This is a genomic window from Hyphomonas sp. J20-32, from assembly GCF_055808555.1.
In genome coordinates, this window is the sequence record NZ_CM147873.1 from 1,245,476 (window position 1) to 1,268,159 (window position 22,684).

Consider the following 22,684-nt stretch of genomic DNA (forward strand, 5'->3'; position numbering starts at 1 on the left):
TTTCTGCGGACCCTGCACCCATGCGCTGGCTTCATGACTATTCTGCGGCGATCAGCGTGGTTTTCACCTTCGGCATGTCGCCCGTGGGCCAGCCTTTCCAGAGGCCGGCTTCCTTTTCGCTTGCCGTGGCGACGGCGGCATCCTTGACGTGACCGTAACCCCGGATGTCGTCCGGGATTTCTGCAATGGCCACGGCGAGGGTGTGGTTCTTCGCCGTCAGGCCTGATGCCAGCGTCTCCAGCGTTTCAAAATACGTGTCGCGCAGGGCGCGTTCCATCTTGCGTTCTTCGGTGCGGCCGAACAGGTCGAACGGGGTTTCACGCAGGCCTTTCAGGCGTGTCAGGATTTTGAAGCCCAGCATCATCCAGCCGCCGAAATGCTTTTTCTTCAGGTGTCCGTGGCTGTCCTTTTGCGAGAGGATCGGCGGGGCGAGCCAGAAGCGCAGCTTGCCGCCCTTGAACTGGCTGGCGAGCTGTTTGGCAAAGTCACCATTTGTGTAGAGGCGGGCGACTTCGTACTCGTCCTTGTAGGCCATCAGCTTGTAGGCATAGGTCGCGGCGGCGCGGGAGAGTTTGTCTCCCAGGCCAGCGGCTTCCTCGGCCGTGCGCACGCGGGTGACGGCGTCACGATATTGCTGGGCATAGGATTCATTCTGGTAGGCAACGAGGCGGGCGGCGCGATCGTCGATCAGTTCGTCCAGAGTCTTCGGTTCCAGATGCCCGCGCGGATCGTGCTGTGCGACGAGGCGTTCGGGCGCGGCTGCGGCGATACGGCCAATATTGAACGCGGCCATGTTGTCATCGACCTTGGTGCCGTTGAGGCGGATCGCGCGGTAGAGGCCGCGCAGCGAGACAGGCACGGCGCCTTTCTGCCAAGCGTAACCGACCATGATCATGTTCGTATAGATCGCGTCGTGAAGATAACCGACGGCGAGCGCCTCGGCGTCGAAGGCGCCGAAGTCCCGTGCCTGGCGTTTCACACGCGCGGCGAGAAGGTCGCTCTCGAACCGCTTCGACCGGTTGCGGATGAATTCGCTGGTCGGGGTGACGTCCGAGTTGGCATAGGCAGCCGTTCGGGCTGGATCCATCAGCAGCAATGCGTCACCGCCCGCCGCCACGACAAGGTCGCAGGCGATGATGAGATCTGCGCTGGCAGGGGGCACGCGGCCTGTGGAAATGGTTTCCGGTTCACGGGCGAAGCGGATGTGCGAGAGGACGGGGCCACCCTTCTGGGCAAGGCCCGTCATGTCGAGCGAGGAAGCGGCATTGCCATCCACGTGCGCCGCCATGGCGAGGACGGCTGCAACAGTCGTCACGCCGGTGCCGCCGACGCCGGTGAACAGCACGTTCCAGGGTTCGGCCAGGCTGGGCGTCTCGGGCAGGGGCAGGCCGGACGCATCGAATTCGCGGCGGACTTCGCCGGTCCAGGCAGGCTCGCCGTCTTTCACCGTGACGAAGCTGGGGCAGAAGCCGGTAAGGCAGGAGAGATCTGTATTGCAGGTCGACTGGTTGATGCGGCGCTTGCGACCGAGTTCTGTTTCGACCGGTTCGACCGACAGGCAGTTTGATTTCAGCGAACAGTCGCCGCAGCCTTCGCAGACTTCCTGGTTTATGATCACGCGCACACGGTCGGGCGCGATGATTCCGCGCTTGGACCGGCGGCGTTTCTCGGTGGCGCACATCTGGTCATAGATCATCACCGAGACGCCGGGCGTGCCGCGCAACATAACCTGCACGTCTTCGAGGTCTTCGCGGTCAAAGATTTTAACGCGGCGGGGCAGGTTTTTCACGCCGGCATAGCGGGTCGGGTCTTCGGTGACGATGACGATGGTCTGGACGCCTTCGGCTTCGACCTGCTGCGCGATCTGGGCCGGGGTCTGGCCAGATTCGACATGCTGGCCGCCGGTCATGGCGACGGCGTCATTGTAGAGGATCTTGTAGGTCATCTTCGCGCCGGAGGTGACGGCGGCGCGGATCGCGAGGCTGCCGGAGTGGGAATAGGTGCCGTCGCCGAGATTGACGAAGACATGGTCTTCATCGGTGGCCCAGTGCTGGCCGACCCAGGCAATGCCTTCGCCGCCCATCTGGCTGGTCATGTCCGTTTTCCGGTCGGGCATGAAATTGGCCATGTAATGGCAGCCGATACCGGCGAGTGCGCGCGAGCCATCCGGCACGGTGGTCGAGGTGTTGTGCGGGCAACCGGAACAGAAGTGCGGGCTGCGGACGGTCGGCGACGCATTCGTGCGCGCGGCTTCACCGGCCCGGCCGACGCGGTCGAAATAGGCATCGGCGCGGGTCGTGTCCCAGCCTGAGGGGATGATCTTCATCAGGGCGGCGGCCATTTCGGGAATGGTGATCGAGGCGACGTTGGAGAGGAGCGGCTTGCCCTCGGCCGTACGCTTGCCTTCGATGACCGGACGCTTGTTGTCCGGCAGGTCGTAGAGCGCTGATTTCAGCTGGTCCTCGATCAGCGGACGCTTGTGCTCGATGACGACGACGCGTTCGAGACCGGCGCAGAATTCGCGGACGCCTTCCGGTTCCAGCGGCCAGGGCATGGCGACCTTGAAGATGGTGAGGCCAAGACGGCCGGCCTCTTCGGGCGTCAGGCCGATGGCGGCGAGGGCTTCGAACACGTCGCGCGCGGCCTGGCCGGTGACAATGACGCCGATGCGCGGCTTGGGCGAGGGCAGGATGACATGGTCGAGCCGGTTGGCGCGGACATAGGCCTGCGCGGCGGGCAGCTTGAACTGGCGCAGGCGCGCTTCCTTGTCGAGCGGGGTATCGCCCCGGCGCATGTGGACGCCGGCGTCCGGCAGGTGGAAGGACGGTGCGATAAAGCTGAAGCGATCGAGATCGATGCTGACCACGGCGCCGGAATCCATCGTGTCGGCGAGGGCGACGAGGCCGGTCCATGCGCCGCTGTAGCGGCTCATGTTCCAGCCGTGGATGCCATAATCGAGCACGTCCTGGATCGAGGCGGGATTGAGCACAGGAATTTCGGCATCTGCCATGGCGAATTCCGACTGCGACGGCAGGGTCGAGGATTTGCAATTATGGTCGTCGCCGATGATCGCGAGGACGCCGCCAAGGGCCGATGTGCCGGCGGCGTTGGCGTGCTTGAACACGTCGCCCGTGCGGTCGACACCGGGCGCCTTGCCGTACCAGATGCCGAACAGGCCGTCGAAACGCGCGCCGGGGAACAGGCCGAGTTGCTGGCTGCCCCAGACAGCTGTGGCGCCGAGATCTTCGTTCAGGCCTTCCCAGAACTGGATGTCATGGGAGTCGAGCAGGCCCTGGACCGCCCGCAATTGCTGATCGTATCCGCCCAGCGGCGAGCCGCGATAGCCGGAAATGAAGCCGGCCGTGTTGACGCCAGCTGCCCGGTCGAGGCGCTTGCGGTCAAGCGGCAGGCGCACGAGCGCCTGAATGCCTGTCATGAAAGCATTTCCCTCGACAAGCTCGTATTTGTCGTCCAGCGTGACTTCACGGTGTTTCATCGATGTGCCATCCTGAATAGCAGTTTGGTAGATTATTGGGCAAATCGCGTGAAATAGCTTGCCTTTCTTGCGCCATTCCGTGTAATTCGGGGTATAATATGCCTCGAAACATGGAGTATCAAAGAAAATTGGCCCAAGAAATTGATACGATTGATGCCCGCATCCTCGACATTATCCAACGCGATGCGAGTCTGTCAGTCGCCGACATTGCCGACCGGGTTGGGCTGTCTTCGTCGCCTTGCTGGCGCCGGATCAAGCGCATGGAAGAGGCCGGTTTCATCACGGGTCGCGTTACGCTGCTGGACAATTTTGCCCTCGGCCTGAACTTCGAAGTGATGGCCAGCGTGAAACTGGCGCTGCCGAGCCGGGAAAATCTCGAGGCCTTTGAGGCGATCGTGCAGAACTGGTCGGAAGTGATCGAGTGCATGACCGTGACCGGGGCGGTCGACTATATGATCCATGTGGTGACGACCGACATGCATGCCTATGACAATTTCCTGCGTGACAAGTTGCTGGGTTCGGCGCTGGTGTCGGACGTGCAGTCGCGCATCGTGGTGCGTGTGTCGAAGCGGACGACGGCGTTGCCGCTGAGCCTTGTCAGTGACCGGTTGAAATCCTCCTGAGACCTATCCGTCCAGCATTCTAACAGATGTGACGTGTCCGTCGGACTGGTTGAGGAAGCGTGCTGCGCTGCCGGGCCATGTTTGCAGGCGTGTGCGCATCATGCCGGAGGCCGGTTCGCCGCCGAACAGGGGTTCGGGTTCATAGCAAACCCAGGAGATAGGCGCCTCGGGCGTCGCGCTGGCGCCGGCGGCTTCGATGGCGCGCTCGATGCGCTGGCGGGTCTCCGCTGGCGGATAGATCAGGAAAACCGAGTGATAGATGACGGTCATTCCATCATTGCGGCGATTGGCAAGTTTGGCTTCCAGCCATTCGGCCGCGTCGGCCTGGTCGACTTTCACACCGGTGTCGCGGGCCAGCGCCATGGCGGCGTCGAGGCGGGCGAGGCGTGCGGGCTGGTCCGGCCAGACATAGGACCTGAGCCTGAGCGCCTGAACGGGATCTGACAGGTCGAGGGGGCCGAGATCACAGGCGGCGCGGGACCGGATGACGGGGGTGGCAGAGAGGTGCTGAGGGGGCGGTCCGGTCCAGTCGGTCTCGATGAGGACACCAGAAGTTCCGCGGCGCTGCCAGCTGGCGGTGCGATAGGAGTAGCGATCCCAGTTCTGGTTGAGGCCGGCGCTGGCGCCGAGCTCGAGCAGATCCATGGGGCCGTCGAATGTTGCGGCGAGTTCAAGGAAAGCGGGCAGGAGGGCGATGCAGCGGCGGGTCTCGTTGGTTTGGGGCGGGGACTGGATGAAGGCCGGCACAAGGTCCTTGTGACTGGCGAGATAGTCGCGGGCGACGGGCCAGACGTGTTCCATGGTCCAGCCGGGATTGGCGGCGGGATAGAGGGTGGTGAGCCGGGGCGCGGTGCCGTTGAGGGATGCGTGGTGCAGGGCGCCGGCGAGGCGGAGGCCGAGGGCATCGCGCCGCGGATCGGTGGGCCATGTGCCGATGAGTTCGTGGACGATCCCACCGCTGCGCAGGTCGGCGGCCATGGCGATCAGGAGCTGGGCCGTAAAGGCGGAGCCGAGGTCGTGGCACCATCCGGCCTGTTCGATGAAATGGGCGTGGATACGGTCGTCTGTCATGCGGGAAACCTCATCGTTTGGCGGAGGGGTGGAGCGCGGGCCGGTAGCCTGCGGCAAGGGCGGCGCAGGTGGCGCGCGGAGTGAGGCGCGTGGCGCGGGCGGGCAGGGGCGAGGGGGCGCCATAGCCAGCGAAGGACCAGGCCCGGGCCGAGTTCCCCCATTTGAGAAACGCCTTGCCGCCCAGTGTGAAGAACGCCCCGTCGGGCAGTGTGGAGGGGGTCATCGTTTCGCGGGCACATTCACCCTTCATGACGGACTGGATCTCGCCGGCGACCAAGGCGTCGACATGGCCGACAGGCGCCTTCGCGGATACGCGGCCCGCCTTGTCCAGTGCGGCGCGGAAGGCGAGCGCGTCCGGGCGGCGGCATTCGTAGCAGGGGCGGTGGCCGCCGGCGAGGGCGGTCGCCTCATCGAGGAAGAAGAGTTCGGTATAGAGGCCCGGCTGCATCAGCGGGCGTTGGCGGCCCTTGAAGTCCAGCACACAGATGATCCAGCGCTGGCTGGTCCAGTGGCGCGGTTTCAGCGTCTGGTCGGGCCGGTGGATACAGCCGCCGCGATTGCCCATGAACAGGCCGCGATCGGCTACGGCGTGGATCTGGCCGAAGGGGTCAACGCGGTTGCAGAGGGGCATGGGCGGGGCTTCCTGTCAGGAGCGGACGGGCCTGCAAAACAAAAGACCCGGACAATGCGGTGCACTGTCCGGGTCCATGTTCAGGCGGGACAATGGAAGACTAGAGGCGTTCCAGAGCCATCGCGATGCCTTCGCCGCCGCCGATGCAGAGCGACGCCATGCCCTTCTTGACGCCGCGGTCTTCCATGGCGGCGAGCAGGGTGATGATGACGCGGGCGCCGGAGGCGCCGATCGGGTGGCCCATGGCGCAGGCGCCGCCATTCACGTTCAGCTTGTCATGGCTGATGCCGAGTTCTTTCATGGCGATCATCGGCACGACCGCGAAGGCTTCGTTGACTTCCCAGAGGTCGACATCCTCGATTTTCCAGCCGGCCTTTTCGAGGGCCTTTTTCATGGCAGGCACAGGCGCGGTGGTGAAATATTCCGGCTCGTGGGCGTGGCTGGACGAGGACACGATCCGGGCGATCGGCTTCAGGCCGCGCTTCTTGGCTTCGGATTCGCGCATCAGGACCATGGCCGCTGCACCGTCGGAAATGGCCGAGGCGTTGGCCGCCGTGACCGTGCCGTCTTTCGAGAAGGCCGGGCGCAGGGTCGGGATCTTGTCCGGCATGGCGGTGCGGGGCAGCTCGTCCGTGTCGACAATCGTGTCGCCCTTGCGGCCCTTCACGGTGACCGGGGCGATCTCGCGCTTGAACTTGCCGTTCTTGGTGGCGTTCTGGGCGCGGGTCAGCGTTTCGAGCGCATAGGCGTCCTGCTGTTCACGCGTGAACTGGTATTCGCCGGCAATCTTGTCGGCGAACAGGCCCATCGGACCCTTGGAATAGGCGTCGGACAGGCCGTCGAGGGCCATGTGGTCTTCCGCGTTCATGCTGCCGTACTTGTGGCCCTTGCGGGCATTGAGCAGGTGGGGCGCGTTGGTCATGGATTCCATGCCGCCGACGATGACGATGTTGGCGTCGCCCGCCATGATGGCATTGCGGCCCATGACGGCGGCCTGCATGCCGGAACCGCACATCTTGTTGATGGTGACCGCTTCGAGGCCCTTGTCTTCACCGGCCTTGAAACCGGCCTGGCGGGCCGGGGCCTGGCCCTGGCCTGCGGGAAGGCAGTTGCCCATGATGATCTCATTGGCTTCGCCGGGCTTCAGCTTCGCCTCGGCGACAGCGGCCTTCACGGCGATGGCGCCGAGTTCGTTGGCGCTGAGGCTGGCGAGGTCGCCCAGCAGGCCACCCATCGGGGTGCGGGCCATGCCGACGATGACGACGGGATCTTGTTCTGACATTGGGGTTCCTTCCAGTTCGCATTTTTTTGCAGTTGCGAACACTTAGGCGCCCTGACGCGGCGGTCGTCAAGACCGTGCGCGTGTCACGGTTCCGCTCGGTCAAGCACGGGCGGCCGCAACCCCTGGAAAGGGCGCGGCGATGGAAGGCATGATTTTGCGCTGGCGCCTCCCTAGGACGTGTCCGGGGCGGCAGGCGCGGCAGAATTCAGGCAAGATGGTTTGCCAAAAGCGGGAAAAGTGGAATCGCGGAGACGGACGGGCAGGGCGGCGCCACGCGCGGCGTGCGCAATGTCGCAGGCGCGCTGCCAGGCCGGCCTGGCCGGGGCCGCGTAATGGTAAACGGACGGGTCGCGCGGCGCGTCGCCCATGCGGACAACCCGCAGGCGGCCGGTAACATGGCAGACCGCGATCATCAGCTCACGCCGATGGCGCATCTGCCAGCGTTTCAGGACCATCAGCTGCACCCACACAAAAGGCCGCATCCAGATCGGGAAGCAGGCAAGGAGGGCGGTGATCTCGGCGCGGGTCATGCGGGGAGTATAAGGGCGCGCGGGAAGGGGGGGATAAGTTTTGCGGGGTCGCTTTGTTGAGGGGACAGGAGGTGAGGGTAAAATACAGCGCCCCGCATGTCAGTCCGTTGTCATTTTCGACCGCATGGTGTGATGCCAATCAAACCAGAAAAATACTCAAAAATAGGGTGGCTAGCTATCTAAAGGCAGGCCCTGAGATTTCAAAAACTCAATAACTTCCAGAACCATAGCGTGAGGGCTTACGCCGCCAAACATTCGCTTTCCCAGATCAACGCCTATTTCAAGATCGCATCGACTGCCCCTACCGTCTTTGCAAAGGAAGACAAATTCTGCCTTACGATTTTTTTCGACTTTGGGCTGGGTAATATCGCCCCCTAAATGATACGCGGTGCTTTCAAAAAAGAACCTTATTGCAAAAACTTCTCTGCTGAAGCCTTCAATGCGCCCCCGAACCCAGAGATCATTTCTTCCATTTTGCACGAGAGCTTCTATTTCCGCATTTCTCGAAATATCAGCTCCGTCCAATGTTCGCGGCGCCATGTAGTTTGCGAACAGTATCGATCGGGCAAAAGAATCTCTAAAGATCCCACTAATGACATCAAAGACTGCTTCTTTGGATGATGTCGTTGCAACTGTCACATATGCGTCGGGCATGCCTGATCCTATAGTTTTGTAGATGAATAGATCCGAATCGATGATGCGATCATCGATTTCACGAAGAGGGTCCGTATGCGGAACTGATGAAAAATAAGATTGCGAGGCCGACTATAGAAAAGAGCGTCCCGAACCAATAGGCATCAGATTTGAGAAAGTAGTATCCGGCGAACCTGTAACAGGGTGCTGGTACTTTTTCTTCGGTTCTCGGATCTGTTCGCTTTATGGGGCTGCGCTTGATCATGGGAATGCAATAAATGAGCGCATTGAAAACACCCAAAAATGTCAAGGATTGCAACACGTATAGGTGGAGGGGGGGACGATGATGGTATTCCAGAATTCCGCGCGTTCTATAGTCATAGTGAATCATTCTGAAAGTGGCGGCAGTCAAAACAAAGCTTAAGGTCCAAGCGTCGCAGAGCCACTGAGGTACATGTATACCGATAATTGATGGTATCGAACCGAATACAAAGGATGAGACTTGTTGATAATAATCAACAAAATCCAAGATAATGCCGCTAAGGCTTAAATCGCTGTGTTGCATTAGAAGTGACGATACTGACATTGCACCGGTGATCGTTCCTAATGCGCTCCATAAAATTCTCATGATCAGCCCCCGCCCGTTCTCGTTGAATGGCGCATACGATCTCATAATTCAAGAGGCGTGGCCGCAACCTTCGCGTTAAAAAATTTGGCTTTTCTGTTGCTCTGTGGCTCAATAGAAGGGACATCTCGCTCTTGGGATTTCGCACCAATTTTACACGGATGGTCTTCTTTTCGGAGGCTTGGGCGGGGAAGCCGTCTTGAAGGGGATTTTTCGGGCCCGCACCCTTGCATCGCCGGGCGCGCCTTTATAGAAGGGCGCCTCGATACCAACGCCTACGGAAGGACACGAAAGATGGATCTTGCACGCTGACCCCTCGCTGCAACTCCACGTCTTTGAAAGTGTCTTCCCATGCCTGCGTTTATCACGCTGAATTCCGTTTCCCTTTCCACGCCTGATGCCCGCACCTTGTTCGATGGCCTGACCCTGTCTGTCGGACAGGAAAGGATCGGCCTTGTCGGGCGCAATGGCTGTGGCAAGTCCACGCTGCTGAACCTGATCGCGGGGGACTTGGCCCCAGCCAGCGGAACGGTGCATCGCGCCGGGACGGTGGGGCGGCTGGTGCAGGTGCCCGATGAGACCCTCACCGTGGCCGAGGCGCTGGGCGTGGTGGCAGGGCTCGCCTGCCTGAAACGGCTCGAAGCGGGGGAGGGGAGTGTCTCCGACGCCGCTGCAGCGGACTGGACGCTGGAGGCGCGCCTTGCCGAGGCCCTGGCAGGGACGGGCCTGCCGGATATGGACCTCGCGCGTCGCCTCGGCACGCTGAGCGGCGGCGAGCGCACGCGGGTGACGCTGGCGCGCCTGCTGATGGCGGCACCGGACGTTCTGCTGCTGGACGAGCCGACCAACAATCTGGATGCGGACGGACGCACGGCCATCGCTGACCTGCTGGCGCGCTGGACCGGCGGGGTCGTGGTGGCGAGCCATGACCGGGCACTGCTGGAACGCGTCGACCGGATTGTCGAACTGACCCCGGTGGGCGTGACCGTGTTCGGCGGCGGCTGGAGCGACTTCAAGGCGGCGCGGGATGCGGCGCGGGCGCGGGCGGAAGCCGAACTGGACCGGGCGGGCAGCGAGCTGAAGCGGGCCGAACGCGCGGCGCAGGAAGCAAGCGAGAAACAGGACCGGCGGGACAAAAGAGGCCGCGCGACCCGGGCCAGGGGCGACGCGCCGAAAATGCTGCTGGATGCGCGCAAGCAACGGGCCGAAGCGACGCGGGCGCGCGGCAGCGATGCCGCCGATCGGCTGGCCGGAGCGGGGCGTGAGGCTTTCGAGACGGCGCGCGCGCGGGTGGAGGTGGAAACGCCGCTGCATATCGACCTGCCGCAAACGGGCTTGCCGCCGAGCCGGGACCTGCTGGCCCTGCGCGATGTGGCAATGACCCGCGCGGGACGGCACCTGTTCGGGCCGCTGTCGCTGGACGTGCGCGGACCGGAGCGGATCGCCGTCTGTGGCGCGAACGGGTCCGGCAAGACGACGCTGCTGCGCCTGATCATGGGGGAGGCCGAGCCGGAGGCAGGCGAGGTGCGCCGCCTGACGGACCGCGTGGCCATGCTGGACCAGCATGTCGGCCTGCTGGCACCCGAGGAAAGCGTGCTGGACAATTTGCGGCGGCTGAACCCGGACCTGAGCGAGAATGCGGCGCGGGCGGCATTGGCGCGGTTTGCGTTCCGCAATACGGCCGCGCTGCAACCAGCCGGCACGCTGAGCGGCGGCGAACGGTTGCGAGCGGGCATGGCCTGCGTGTTTGCGCGGGCCGAGCCGCCCTGGCTGTTATTGCTGGACGAACCGACCAACCATCTCGACCTGGCAGCAATTGAGCTGCTCGAAGACGCGTTGTCGGGCTTTGACGGCGCGCTGGTCGTGGTCAGTCACGACACGGACTTTCTCGGCGCGATCGGCGTGACGCGCGAGGTCAGGCTCTAGCCTGTGGGGCTGGTGCCGGGCGTGACTATTTCGACTTCTTGGCCTTGGTGACAGGCGGTTCGATCTCGAATGTCATCTGCAGGTTGACGCGATAGGTCACGATCTTGCCGTTCTTCACGGTGGTCGACATGTTGTTGACATTGGCCGAAGCGAGGCCGCGGACCGTCTTGGAAAAGCGGCTGACGGCGTTCTGGATCGCATCCTCGAAGGATTTCGTGAACTCGGCGAGAATCTGTTCGGATTTCATGATGGCCATGGAGGACCTCCTTGTTCAAGTGTGGAACAGGTGCACCATACAACGCCTAAAAGGCGTAAATGCCAAGGAGACTCTCGTAAAACGGGAATGTGGTCGCTGGCCGGGGTGGACGGATCAGAGCAGGGCGAGGCCGACTTCGGAGCCGTGTTGCCAGATCACGCGGGCCGGACCGCTGACATTGACGGCCCTGGCATTGATCGTGACGACCGGGGGCATGATCTCATTCGTGGGGAATCGTACGCGCACGCCGGTTTGCGTATAATCGAGCACGATGCCCTTGCGTGTGTAACCCGATTCATAGGTGACCGAGGCTTCGCGATAGGATGCACCGCGCAGGGGGCGTGGCGTGTCATGTTCTGGCGCAACAGCATGCTCGATCCGCTCATGCGCAGGCGCAGCAGGTTGTTTGGATTTGAACATACGGGTCAGAAGGGACATCAAATTTCACTCGTTCAATTGCATGTGGGCCAAACCGGTCCATCATGCCCACGGGCCTGCAACTAACACGCCAACAATTAACCGCGCCCTTAAATGCACCGGAAAACAGGCAAAAAAAGCGGCGCTCGAGGCGCCGCTTTCTGCAATATCAACTACAGGTAACAAGATTACCAGATTTTGATACGCTGTTCCGGCGGGAGGTAGAGCTCGCTGTCCGGCGTGACGTCAAACGCCGTGTACCATGCATCAAAATTGCGCACGATGCCGTTGACCCGGTAGTTCGGAGGCGAGTGCGGATCGGTCAGCATCTGGCGGCGCGAGGCCTCTTCGCGGTATTTCGCACGCCACACCTGGGCCCAGGACATGAAGAAGCGCTGGTCGCCGGTGAGGCCGTCGATCACCTTGTCTTCCTTGCCGCCGAGGCTGAGGTGATAGGCCTTGTAGGCCATCGAAAGGCCACCCAGGTCGCCGATATTCTCGCCCAGGGTCAGCGCGCCGTTGACGCAGGTCTCGCCCTCGTCATAGGGGCAGAAGGCGTTGTACTGGGCGACGAGCGCGCCGGTCTTGGCCTTGAAATTGGCCTCGTCCTCAGCCGTCCACCAGTTGCGCAGCATGCCGGTGCCATCGGACTTCGATCCCTGGTCGTCAAAGCCGTGGCCGATCTCGTGGCCGATCACGCCGCCGATGGCGCCGTAATTGACGGCCGGATCGGCGCTGAGATTGAAGAAGGGCGGCTGCAGGATGGCGGCCGGGAACACGATCTCGTTGCGGTTCGGCGAATAATAAGCGTTCACGGTCTGGGGCAGCATGCCCCATTCCGTGCGGTCGATCGGCTGGCCGAGGTCGGACAGCATGTCCTGGTAGGCCCAGGCGTTGACAGCCATCTGGTTGGCGAACGCATCATCGCTGACGACAAGGCTGTCATAGGTTTCGAACTTTTCCGGATAGCCGATCTTCGGCGTGAACTGGTTCAGCTTGGCTTCGGCTTCCGCCTTGGTGGCCGCGCCCATCCAGTCGAGGGTTTCAAGGTTTTCCGACAGGGCGACGCGGAGATTGGCGACCAGCTGGTCCATCTCGGCCTTGTTCTCGGCCGGGAAGTAGCGGGCGGCATAGACCTTGCCGACGGCTTCGCCGACCGAGTTCTCGACCGCATCGACGCCGCGCTTCCAGCGTTCGCGCTGTTCTTCCTGGCCGCTGAGGGTCTTGCCGTAGAATTCGAATACGGTGTCGTCGATGCTGGCGGGCAGGACGTCGGCCGTGTCGATCAGGAGGTGGGCGGTGAGATAGGCCTTCCACTGGTCCATCGGCGCGGTTTGCATGACCTTGAACAGGCCGGGCACGCCGCCGCCGGACACTTTTTCCAGCTGGTCGGCATCAAGGCCGTTCTCGGCAATCTCTTCTGCCGTGGGCGTGACCTGGCGCACGACAAATTCGGCCTGGTCGCCGAGGTCCATCGCGTCGATCAGCGTGGCGGTCGGGAAAGCGCCGCCAAGGGCGATGAGTTCGTCCTTGGTCACCTTGTTATAGGTCAGGTTGCGGTTGCGGCCGGCTGCGCGGTCCCAATGGGCTTTGGCAATCTCGGTCTCGACGGCGATCACCTTGTCGGCGGCGGCATCCGCGTCGTCATAGCCGGCTGCGCCGAGCAGGGAGGCGAGCATGGCCTTGTAGGCGGCGCGCAGCTCGGTGTTCTTGTCATTGTCTACGAGGTAGTAATCACGGTCTCCCATGCCGAGACCGGCCTGGGTGATGTAGAAAATGTACTGGTCGGTCTGCTTGGAATCGACATCGACCCAGCCGCCGACAGGCACTGTGAAGCCATTGGCGGCGAAGACTTTCGCGAGGTCTTCGCGGGTCTCCATGGCCTTGATCCGGTCGAGATAGGGCTGGGCCGGGGCAAGGCCGCGGGCCTCGATGGCGCCGGTGTCGAGGTAGGCATTATAGATCGTGGCGACCTTGCCTTCGAGCGTGGCCGGGTCCGGCTTGGCGGCGGCCAGTTCCTCGATGATCTTGCGCACACGCTGCTCTGACTTTTCAGCGAGCAGGGTGAACGAGCCGTAGCGGGTCCGGTCGCTCGGGATTTCGAAACTGTCGAGCCACTTGCCGTTCACATAGGCGAAGAAATCGTCGCCGGGATTCACGTCGGCCTTCACATTGTCGAGGTTGATGCCCCATGTGCCCCAGGTGTCGGGCGTGGAGAGTTCCAGGCCTTCGGCGGTCACGTATTTGCCGTCAGCGTTGATCACTGGTGCGGGGGCTTCGGCGGCGGTCGTTTCCGCCTTGTGCTTGCCCGGCCCGCAAGCCGTGAGGAGCGCGATCGCAGCTGCGCCCAGCATGAGATGTTTCATCTGTCTTTCTCCAAATTCACGGACGTATCGCTCTTCCTGCCTGTCATGGACGAAGAGGGACGCACCCTGGTTAAATCACGTCTTCATTCGGCGGGAGCAAGGCCGCCAAGGTCGTCGCCCCGGCTGGTGCCGATGAGTTCGTCCTCGTCGACCGTCACTTCGCCGGAATAGGTCTCGCCGATCTGGCGGAACGGCTTGCCGCCCCAGGTCCAGCGGAAGATCCGCCCGATCTCGACACCGACGGCATAGAGGGCCGGTACCATGAGCAGGGACACGAAGATGGCGAAGGCCACCGCGCAGGCGAGCGATACGATCATCGGTTTCAGGAACTGGGCCTGCACCGAGCGCACGGCGAGCAGCGGCAGGATACCGACGAACGTGGTGACGGAGGTGAGCAGGATGGGGCGGAAGCGGGACACGCCCGCGTCCACGAGGGCCTGGATCGCGCCGGCGCCTTCGTCGCGCCGTCGGTTGACATAGTCGATCAGCACGAGGTTGTCGTTGATGACGACGCCAGCGGCGGCGGCAATGCCGAAGAAGGCGAACATGGCCATCGGCGTGTTGAAGATGGCGAGCCCGAAAATCGCGCCACAATAGGCGAAGGGCAGGGCCATCATCAGCAGGAGCGGCTGGGAATAGGAGCGGAAAGCCACGGCCAGCAGGATGTACATGGTGCCGATGGCGATGACGATGAGGCGGCCGATCTCGGCGAAGAATTTCTGCTCTTCCTCGAAGCCGCCGGCTTCGCCGCGCTGGACGTCCGGGAAGTGTTTCTGGAAGGTCGGCCAGAAATCCTTTTCCATGGCGCCCATGACCTGGCCGCGACCGCCTTCGCCCTTGATTTCGGCATAGACCGAGACCGAACGGGTGCGGTTGCGCCGGATGATGCGGTTGATGCCGGGCGCGTATTCGAAATCGGCGACCTGGGTGACCGGGATCTCACGGCCGTCGGCCGTGCGCAGCTTCAGGCTGTTGATGCTGTCGAGATCGGACCGGGCGTCTTCCGGCAGGCGGACCATGACGCGGACATCTTCCCCGTCGCGCGGCAGGCGCTGAACCTCTTCGCCATAATAGGCCTGGCGCAACTGGCGTGAGACATCGTTGAGCGTGATGCCGAGCGTTTCGGCGCCGGGCTTCATCGTGATGCGGATTTCCTCGGCGGAGGAGGACAGGTTGTCGCCGATGTCATAGGCGCTGGAATAGGTGGCCAGATGCTCCTTCACTTCCGCTGCGGCCAGGCGCAGCCGCGCGAGGTCCGGGTGATTGAGCGCAAATCGCACACCCGTATCATCCTCGTTGAACGTGAAGTCGAAGCTGATTTCCTGCGCGTCCTGAATATCGCCGACCATGTCGCGCATGCGTTCGGATATGTCCTTGGAGCGGACCGTGATCGGGCGCACTTCAGGCGGAGCGAGACCAACCCAGGCCCGTACGTTGCGACCGGACGCGACAACGGAGGCCTGCACGACGAGGCCGTCTTTCAGGTCCGGATATTCTTCGCGCGTTGCGTCTTTCAGGCCGTCGATGCCGGCCTGAAGCTGGTCGCGGACCTGAAGCAGGCGTTCATAGGGCGTGCCCTCGGGCATCTCGATATTGACCTGGATAAGGTCGGCTTCGATTTCCGGCATGAACTGGAAGGGGACGATGCCCAGAGACTGCATCTGGGCGGCGAGGCCGAACAGGCAGAAGAACAGGGCCACTGTCGCATAGCGAAACCGCAGGGCCAGTTCGAGCACCGGCTTGTAAAGGTTGTTGGCGAACCAGAGCAGGCTGTCGGCAATGCGGCGCTGCAACCTGAGGAACCTGCCGGCGGGGCCGTCGAATTTTTGCTTCTTCATGTGCGACAAGTGGCTGGGCAGGATCAGCATGCACTCGACGATCGAGAAGAGGAGCGCAGCCACGACGACGAACGTGATCTGCTGCGTGAACATGCGCGTCGGGCCGGTGATGAAGGCCCAGGGCAGGAAGGCGATGATCGTGGTCAGGACACCGAATATGATCGGCTTGAGCACAAGCTGCGTTCCGACGATGGCTGCATCCATGCCTTCACGCCGGCCGCTCTCGACTTCCCTGTGTATGTTCTCGCCGACGACGATCGCGTCGTCCACGATCACGCCGATCACCAACAGCACGGCGAAGGTCGACAGGATGTTCCAGGAGACACCGAAATAGGGCAGCAGCATGATGCCGCCGGCAAAGGCGGTGAAAATGCCGATAGTGACCCAGAGCGCCACCATCGGGCGCAGGAACAGGATCAGCACCAGCATGACCAAAACGGCGCCGCTGAGGGCCGACTGGGTGATCAGGTCCATGCGCGCCTTGAAGCCCTCGGAGTCGTCCCAGAGAATGTCGATCTTGACGGCTTCCGGCAGGATGCCGTTGGCCGGATCGTTGGCGCGCTCGACGAAGTCCTTGAAGCCGTCCGTGTAGGCGACGATGTCCATGTCGTCGGGGGAGGGGATCATCACGAAGGCTGTCGGTTCGTTGTCGAATGTCGCCTTCAGCTTGTCGCTGACAAAGCCATCAATGACATTGGCGACATCGGAGACGTAGACAGTGCCTTCCTCGGTCGTCTGGCGGATGATGATCTTGTTGAACTGTTCGGCGGTGTCGGCCAGCTGCCGCGCCGTTATGTTGACGTCGCCGGTCGAGCTTTCGATACGCCCGCCCGACGAGTTGAGGGAGGACTGGCGGATGGCGTTGGCGACGTCGCTGAAGCTGAGGCCGAAGCGGCGCAGGGCCTGTTCGGAAACTTCGATACTGACCTGCTCGTCCAGCGTGCCCTGCAATTCGGCGAGTTCGCCGCCCGGCAGCTTGGCGAATTCGTCGCGGACATTGTCTGCAACGCGCTTCAGCGTGCGGGGATCAACCTCTCCGTGGATGGCGAAACCAATGAACCGGTTGCGCTGTTCCCAGCGCTGGATCTGTGGCTGGAAGGCGGCTTGGGGCAGGTTGTTGATCTGGTTGACCCGGCGCTCGACGTCCTTGACGAAAATCTCCATGTCGACGTCGTCGCGGCCCTTGATGTTGACCACGCCGAAGCCTTCACTGGCAATCGAAGTGATGCGGTCCAGGCCGTTGAGGTCGGCAACGGCCTCTTCAATACGGGTGACGATCTGTTCCTCGACATCCTGCGGGGAGGCGCCGTTCCAGGCGACTGACACGGACGCGCCTGTAACGTTCACGACCGGGAACATTTCCTGTTCCATGCGCGTGTAGCCGAAGATGCCGCCGACAAAGGCGACAATCATCAGCAGGTTGGCGGCGACGGCGTTGCGGGCAAACCAGGCGACGATTCCGCTCATTGTGGATTACCCTCTGCTCCGGTGACGGCTACGGTTGCGGGCGCGCCGGTGGCGTCGCCCGTATCCGATGCCTTGTCGGGCTCGTGGACCTTGACGGCACCATCCTCGAGCCGTTCCATGACGGTGATGCTCATGCCGTCGAACGGTGCCTGCACGGGGCTGGTGATCGCCAGTTCGCCTTCTTCGACGCCCGAACGCACATAGGCCCCCCCGGCATCCGAGTAGACGAGATCGACGGTGCGGATCGACAGCTTGCCTTCTGCGGCATTCCCAATGAACAGCTTGTCCTCGCCGCGCAAAGAACCGCGCGGCGCGACCAGAACGTCCGGTATCGTGTCACCTTCGATCGTGGCATTCACGAACAGGCCCGGCGCCATCGGCGCGTCGCCGTCAGCGCCGGCACCATAGGGGTCTTTCAGTTCGGCGATGACGTTGATCTGGCGGGTCTTCGAGTTGACGGCCGCGGCAGTACGGACGACCTCGCCCGTCCATGTCCGGGGCTGGCCGGCGACGGTAGCGGTGAACGTGACTTTCGGGCCCGGCTGGTTCGCCGATGCGGCGAAGGCAAGCGGCAGGCCGAGGCGGCCCATCTCGCCGTCATCGAGCGGCAGGGACACTTCGACAACGTCATTGGCGAAGATACGGCCAAGCGCTGAACCGGCGGCGACGACCTGGCCGATATCGACACTGCGTTCGCGGACGCGTCCGTCAAAGGGCGCATAAACGGCCGTGCGGTTGAGCGCGAGTTCAGCATCCTTCAGTTGCGCCTTGGCACCGTCGAGGCCAGCGCGGGCTTCGGCAAGCTGCGGTTCGCGGCGGGCGAGGGGAGAGGCGTTCTCAAGGCCGAGATCCTGAATGTCCTGTACGGCAAGTTCGGCTTCGGCCAGCTCGCGGGCAAGGCGCTGCTCGGCGCTGGCGACGCCGGACCGGGCCCGTACGACCGCGAGTTCGTAATCGGCAGCTTCGACGCGGACAAGGAGCTGGCCCTTCTTGATGAAGCCGCCATCGATGAAGTCAGGCGCGACATATGAGACGCGACCGGAAATTTGCGGCGCAACGATGATTTCGCGGCGTGGGCGCACTTCGCCCTGCGCCGCGACCGTCAGGTGGAGGTCGTCGCGATAGATGGCTTCGGCAAAGACATTGAGACCGGCGTGGGCCTCATCCGCCTTTTCCGGTTCAGGCTTGATCATGTTGAGCACCAAGCTGCCGCCGATGCCGACTACGATGATGATCGCGATCGGGGCGAGGATGGAAACGAGACGACCCATAAGTACTAGCTCCTGCCGCCGGCGGCGGTGTCAGTGTCAATGTTCATTGTATCATATTGTCCGCCCGATGTGCCCGTGGGTAGGCCGCCGCCAAGGGCAAGGTGATAGGCAACGCGATTGGATGCGCGGTTGGCGCGGGCCGAGACAAGCTGGCTTTCGGCGGTCAGGCGTCGGGTCTGGGAATCGATCAGGTTGAAGATCGTGACTGTACCGCTCGTGTACTGACGTTCGGCCAGGTCTTCGGCGAGGCGGGCTTCTTCAACGGCGCGGACCTGGGCGTCTTCCTGTTTGGCGAGCAGGATATCGGCAGCCAGTGCATTCTCGACTTCGCGCCAGGCGTCGAGCGCTGCGGCAGCGTAATTTGCGACCGCCGCTTCAGCCTGTGCGACGGCAGCGTCGCGCTGGGCGTCGAGGCGGCCGCCGGTGAAGAGCGGCTGGACGAGGCCGGCGATGAGGTTGGCCGCGATCTTTTCGGGATCGAACGCATCAGAGAATTCGGTTGTGTTGGTCGAGGCCGAGGCCGTGAGGCGCAGCGATGGCAGCATGGCGAGGCGGGCCTGTTCGGCGCGCAAACCAGCGGCAGCAATGCGGGCTTCGGCGCCGGCAATGTCCGGACGGCGCGACAGGAGGAGGGCCGGATTGCCTTCGGGCACGATGACTTCGAGCGTCGGGATTTCGGCGGGGGCGTCCAGTTCAGCCGATGGATAGCGTCCAACCAGCGTTTCGAGCCGGCGGGCGGTTTCGCCGGTGAACTGACGGCGCGCGGCGATCGAGGCTTCGGCCTGGGCCACTGTGCTGCGGGCGGTTCGCACGTCGAGCGCGTCGGCCAGGCCGCGCTGGAAGCGGCGCTCGGTCAGCGTACGGACCCGGTCGCGAGCCTCGTAAGTGAGCACGGCGACGCGTTCCTGCGCGAGGGCTTCATTGAGATTGATCCAGGCAATCGCTGTCTGGGCCGCAATCGAGAGTTCGGCCGCAGCAAAGTCCGCCTGGCTGGCCGCATAGTCGGCTTCGGCGGCACCGATACCGGACCCGAGGCGGTTCCAGAGATCGAGTTCCCAGCTGGCATCGAGCCCGACGCCATAGATGCCGTCTGTATTTCGGTCAGAGCTGCCGCCGAACGTATTCTCGGTGGACGTCACGCCAGCCGAGGCCGATGCGCTGACGCTGGGCCGGCGCTGGGCGCGGGCCACCCGGGTCGAGGCTTCCGCCGCGCGCACGAGGGCGGCGCGGGATTCCAGCGTCGGGCTATTGGTGAGGGCTTCGTTGACGAGACCGACCATGAGCGGGTCATTGAACTGGCTGAGCCAGTCGCCGCTGGGCGCGACGCCGGCAACACCGCGTGTGGCCCATTCGTCGGGCGCATTCGCCGTTTTGGTAAAAAATTCCACTGGTTGGCCCGCCCAGCGGCCGGTTGACGCGGGCGAAGAGGCGCACGCTGCAACAATTGCCGTGCCTAGGAGGAGAATTGAACGTTTCATGCCGCTGGTGAGGCTCCCGATTTTGCCCGCTCCGGGTTACGATGGGCCTAGTCGACTGTCAACGAGAAATTATCGAATTTCAATAATTATTGCGAATGTGTCATGGAAGGGGCCGACACGCCGGAACAAGCCAAGGGGGCTTGGCAATCTCGCGGTGCCGCTGTAGCGCCGTCTGAGGTGGCGACAACTTGCCATGAATGCGGTCCGGGCAACATCCCGCACCTGTGCCGGGAGACGGGATGAGCCAGACCGATCCAGTTGAAACGCCGAAAGCGCGGCGCGATGCGGTGAGCCGCCGGGCGCGTGATTTCATCATGCTCGGCCTGTGCTTCACCGGCGTCCTGGCGCTTCTGGCCGTGACGGGCGAACTGAGCCCGGTCGTGGCGCTGGCCGCGCTGGCGATGCTGGCTTCGGTCGCCATCGCTTATTATGCCGGTACGGCCGCGTTCCTGCCTGTCAGCAGGCAAGCGCCTGCGGTCGGCGTGGCGGAGCGTGCGGGCGGACTGGATTCCCGGCAATTGCTGAGCGCCCTGCCGCTGCCAGCCTTCGAAGTCGATGCGGAAGGGCGTATCGTGACCTTCAATGCGGCGGCTGACCTGGTCCTTCGCCTTGAAGGGCGCATCAATCCGCGCACCAGTACCGTGATCCGTTCACCGGCCCTGTTGTCGGCGATCGAGGAGATGCGCCTCAACTCGGCCGGCGAGGCCGTATCGGTGAACGTGGAGAGCGCACCGGACGAGACCTGGCGGGCCCACGTTTCGCGGCCCGTGGGCGCCATTCACACGCTGGTCGTCCTGGAAGACCTGACGCCGGTTCGCCGGGCGGCGCGGGCGCGGTCCGATTTCCTGGCCAATGCCAGCCATGAATTGCGCACGCCGCTGACGGCCCTGTCGGGCTTCATCGAGACGATGCGCGGCCCGGCCAAGGACGACAAGGCCTCGTGGGACCGGTTCCTCGACATCATGGCGGGGGAGTCCGAACGGATGAGCCGGCTGATCGCGGACCTGCTGTCGCTGTCGCGGATCGAGTTTTCCGAACATGTCGCGCCGAGTGAGCGCGAAGACTTCGCCCGGATCGTGCTCGATGCCACCGACGCGCTGCAACCGATTGCCCGGGACCGCAATGTCACGCTGGAACTGGAAGGGGCCAAGGACGACATGCCGGTCGTGGCCCACCGGGACGAGATCGTGCAGGTGGTCGAAAACCTGCTGACCAATGCGCTGAAATATACGGAACCGGGCGGCAAGGTGACCGTATCGTTCGGGCCTGCCGGCAGCATGAGTGAGGCGCGTACACAGGCGGCGCAGGGCTGGCGCGAAGCCGAGCGGATGACGTTGTTGCCTGCGTCGGGCCGTCCCGGCACGCCGGATGCCTCTGTCTGGTTGCGCGTCGAAGATGAAGGCCCGGGCATCGAGCGCGAGCACCTGCCGCGTCTCGGCGAGCGCTTCTACCGCGCCGACCAGAGCCGGGGCGGCAAGATCACCGGCACGGGCCTCGGCCTAGCCATCGTCAAGCATATCATGGCCCGCCATCGTGGCGGCCTCGCCGTCGAGACGCGCCTCGGCAAGGGCAGCGCCTTTGGCATATGGCTGCCGGCAGCGCGGCCCTCGTAAACGAGAAACCTAGTCGCCGCTCGCCAGTCGCCTGATGGCTTCGGTCTTCACCTGGTCGACGGCGGGGGCGAGCTGGTCGAGGGCGCTGGCTTCAGTGCCGTTCGCGGTCTCGGAGAAGGTCACGCGGGTGCCCTTGCCTTCAGGGGCGAGCGATATGGTCCAGATCACCGTGACGGCCTTGTCCTGCAGCGGGCCGAACGGGGCGTCGAGACGCAGCATTTCACCGTCCAGTACGGACAGGACGATGCCATGGGCGACGGAACCATCGTCCCATGTTTCCTTCCAGAGCCCGCCGGCTTTCGGGTCGAGCGACAGGTGATCGGACGCACCGGAATACGTATGGTCCGGGTGCCACCAGAATTCCGGATGGATCAGGCGGTCCCACAGTTCGCCGGGGGTGAGAGCCGAGACGGCCTCCTGTTTCAGTTCGTAGTGGTCCGGCGCTGCAGCAACCACGTCGGCTCCGGCCCGAGCCGACAGCATGGCGGCAAGAAGAATCTGGGCGGCAATACGGGGCATGGCAACAAGCTCGCGGGGAATGTGACCCTGCTGATTATGCCCGGATCGACGCCCCGGGCAAGGGCGGGCTCAGTCCGGGACGCGATTGAAGGCGAGCGTGTTGCCACGCGCGGCGTAACTGTAGGAAATGAAGTCGCCGGTCGCGTCGAGCAGGGTGAAGCAGCGCACGCCGACCGCCTCGTCTTCGAAAGTGAACGACTGGCCGGCCGGATCAGGCACCTGGTCGTTGCAGTTGGTCACGACGGTGAGCGTGGAAACGCTCGGCTCTTCGCCGAGATAGCTTTCCGTGACGGTCGTATCGCGGATGGTCATCATGCTCTTGGCGTCGTCGACCGAGCGCCAAGTCCCCTGAAGCGCTGTTTGGGTGGTCGCGGGAGCAGGGGCTTCAGACGATTGCGGCGAGGAACAGGCAGTCAGGCCGATCAGGCCGAGTGCGAGGCAGAGAGCGGGCTGGAGCGTCATGTGCGTATCCTGTGGTCGCGGCGTTGAAGTCGCTGGCGTCACGGAATGCGACAGCGTCAGATTCGATTATGCCTGAAACCTAGACGTGGCCTGCGGCGTCGGCAAGTTCGCCGGTCTTGCCGCAAATTCCCGCTGCGTTCGCGTGCGTCCATGCGTTAGGGTTCGGTCGCAACGGCAAAC

At 63.3% G+C, this 22,684-nt stretch carries 17 protein-coding genes; 3 read left to right on the forward strand and 14 right to left on the reverse strand.

Going from position 1 to position 22,684, the window contains the following annotated elements:
* Positions 1-37: 37 nt before the first annotated feature.
* Positions 38-3,496 (reverse strand): indolepyruvate ferredoxin oxidoreductase family protein, encoded by a 3,459-nt coding sequence (locus AC0L7I_RS06290; RefSeq protein WP_473398695.1) that lies wholly within the window; start codon positions 3,494-3,496, stop codon positions 38-40.
* Between the two features lie 110 nt (positions 3,497-3,606).
* On the opposite strand from AC0L7I_RS06290, the gene AC0L7I_RS06295 reads away from it, so the two are divergent.
* Positions 3,607-4,119: an Lrp/AsnC family transcriptional regulator gene (locus tag AC0L7I_RS06295; RefSeq protein WP_473398696.1), complete on the forward strand. Its 513-nt coding sequence runs from the start codon at positions 3,607-3,609 to the stop codon at positions 4,117-4,119.
* Between the two features lie 3 nt (positions 4,120-4,122).
* Here the strand turns inward: AC0L7I_RS06295 and AC0L7I_RS06300 are convergent, their stop codons facing one another.
* The 5 genes from AC0L7I_RS06300 to AC0L7I_RS06320 form a co-directional block, all read right to left on the reverse strand.
* Complete coding sequence (locus AC0L7I_RS06300; RefSeq protein ID WP_473398697.1) at positions 4,123-5,190, reverse strand: DUF2332 domain-containing protein; 1,068 nt, start codon at positions 5,188-5,190, stop codon at positions 4,123-4,125.
* Between the two features lie 10 nt (positions 5,191-5,200).
* On the reverse strand, positions 5,201-5,821 hold the full coding sequence (locus tag AC0L7I_RS06305; protein ID WP_473398698.1) for a hypothetical protein: 621 nt from the start codon (positions 5,819-5,821) through the stop codon (positions 5,201-5,203).
* Between the two features lie 100 nt (positions 5,822-5,921).
* Positions 5,922-7,103 carry a thiolase family protein gene (locus AC0L7I_RS06310; protein WP_473398699.1) on the reverse strand — a complete coding sequence of 394 codons (1,182 nt, stop codon included), beginning with the start codon at positions 7,101-7,103 and terminating at the stop codon, positions 5,922-5,924.
* A gap of 170 nt (positions 7,104-7,273) precedes the next feature.
* Complete coding sequence (locus AC0L7I_RS06315) at positions 7,274-7,633, reverse strand: hypothetical protein (RefSeq protein WP_473398700.1); 360 nt, start codon at positions 7,631-7,633, stop codon at positions 7,274-7,276.
* Between the two features lie 171 nt (positions 7,634-7,804).
* Entirely contained in the window at positions 7,805-8,287 is a 483-nt protein-coding gene (locus tag AC0L7I_RS06320) for a hypothetical protein (protein WP_473398701.1), read from the reverse strand.
* Between the two features lie 955 nt (positions 8,288-9,242).
* Here AC0L7I_RS06320 and AC0L7I_RS06325 point away from each other — a divergent pair.
* Complete coding sequence (locus AC0L7I_RS06325; RefSeq protein ID WP_473398702.1) at positions 9,243-10,817, forward strand: ABC-F family ATP-binding cassette domain-containing protein; 1,575 nt, start codon at positions 9,243-9,245, stop codon at positions 10,815-10,817.
* 25 nt (positions 10,818-10,842) lie between these two features.
* Here the strand turns inward: AC0L7I_RS06325 and AC0L7I_RS06330 are convergent, their stop codons facing one another.
* The 6 genes from AC0L7I_RS06330 to AC0L7I_RS06355 form a co-directional block, all read right to left on the reverse strand.
* Positions 10,843-11,073: a dodecin family protein gene (locus AC0L7I_RS06330; RefSeq protein ID WP_473398703.1), complete on the reverse strand. Its 231-nt coding sequence runs from the start codon at positions 11,071-11,073 to the stop codon at positions 10,843-10,845.
* A gap of 114 nt (positions 11,074-11,187) precedes the next feature.
* Positions 11,188-11,493 carry a hypothetical protein gene (locus tag AC0L7I_RS06335; RefSeq protein WP_473398704.1) on the reverse strand — a complete coding sequence of 102 codons (306 nt, stop codon included), beginning with the start codon at positions 11,491-11,493 and terminating at the stop codon, positions 11,188-11,190.
* Between the two features lie 185 nt (positions 11,494-11,678).
* On the reverse strand, positions 11,679-13,856 hold the full coding sequence (locus AC0L7I_RS06340) for a M13 family metallopeptidase (RefSeq protein WP_473398705.1): 2,178 nt from the start codon (positions 13,854-13,856) through the stop codon (positions 11,679-11,681).
* Positions 13,857-13,939: 83 nt separating this feature from the next.
* Positions 13,940-17,161 carry an efflux RND transporter permease subunit gene (locus AC0L7I_RS06345; protein WP_473398706.1) on the reverse strand — a complete coding sequence of 1,074 codons (3,222 nt, stop codon included), beginning with the start codon at positions 17,159-17,161 and terminating at the stop codon, positions 13,940-13,942.
* A complete protein-coding gene (locus AC0L7I_RS06350) occupies positions 17,158-18,432 on the reverse strand; it encodes an efflux RND transporter periplasmic adaptor subunit (protein ID WP_473398707.1) in 1,275 nt (424 codons plus the stop codon). The genes AC0L7I_RS06345 and AC0L7I_RS06350 overlap by 4 nt, the downstream gene beginning before the upstream one ends.
* Positions 18,433-18,437: 5 nt before the next feature.
* Positions 18,438-19,910 (reverse strand): efflux transporter outer membrane subunit, encoded by a 1,473-nt coding sequence (locus AC0L7I_RS06355; RefSeq protein ID WP_473398708.1) that lies wholly within the window; start codon positions 19,908-19,910, stop codon positions 18,438-18,440.
* A 239-nt stretch (positions 19,911-20,149) separates the two neighbouring features.
* On the opposite strand from AC0L7I_RS06355, the gene AC0L7I_RS06360 reads away from it, so the two are divergent.
* Positions 20,150-21,523 (forward strand): sensor histidine kinase, encoded by a 1,374-nt coding sequence (locus AC0L7I_RS06360; protein WP_473398709.1) that lies wholly within the window; start codon positions 20,150-20,152, stop codon positions 21,521-21,523.
* A 9-nt stretch (positions 21,524-21,532) separates the two neighbouring features.
* Here AC0L7I_RS06360 and AC0L7I_RS06365 read toward each other — a convergent pair whose 3' ends face one another.
* Positions 21,533-22,042, reverse strand: a complete 510-nt coding sequence (locus AC0L7I_RS06365) for an SRPBCC family protein (RefSeq protein ID WP_473398710.1) — start codon at positions 22,040-22,042, stop codon at positions 21,533-21,535.
* A gap of 69 nt (positions 22,043-22,111) precedes the next feature.
* Complete coding sequence (locus tag AC0L7I_RS06370) at positions 22,112-22,504, reverse strand: hypothetical protein (protein WP_473398711.1); 393 nt, start codon at positions 22,502-22,504, stop codon at positions 22,112-22,114.
* Positions 22,505-22,684 lie beyond the last annotated feature (180 nt).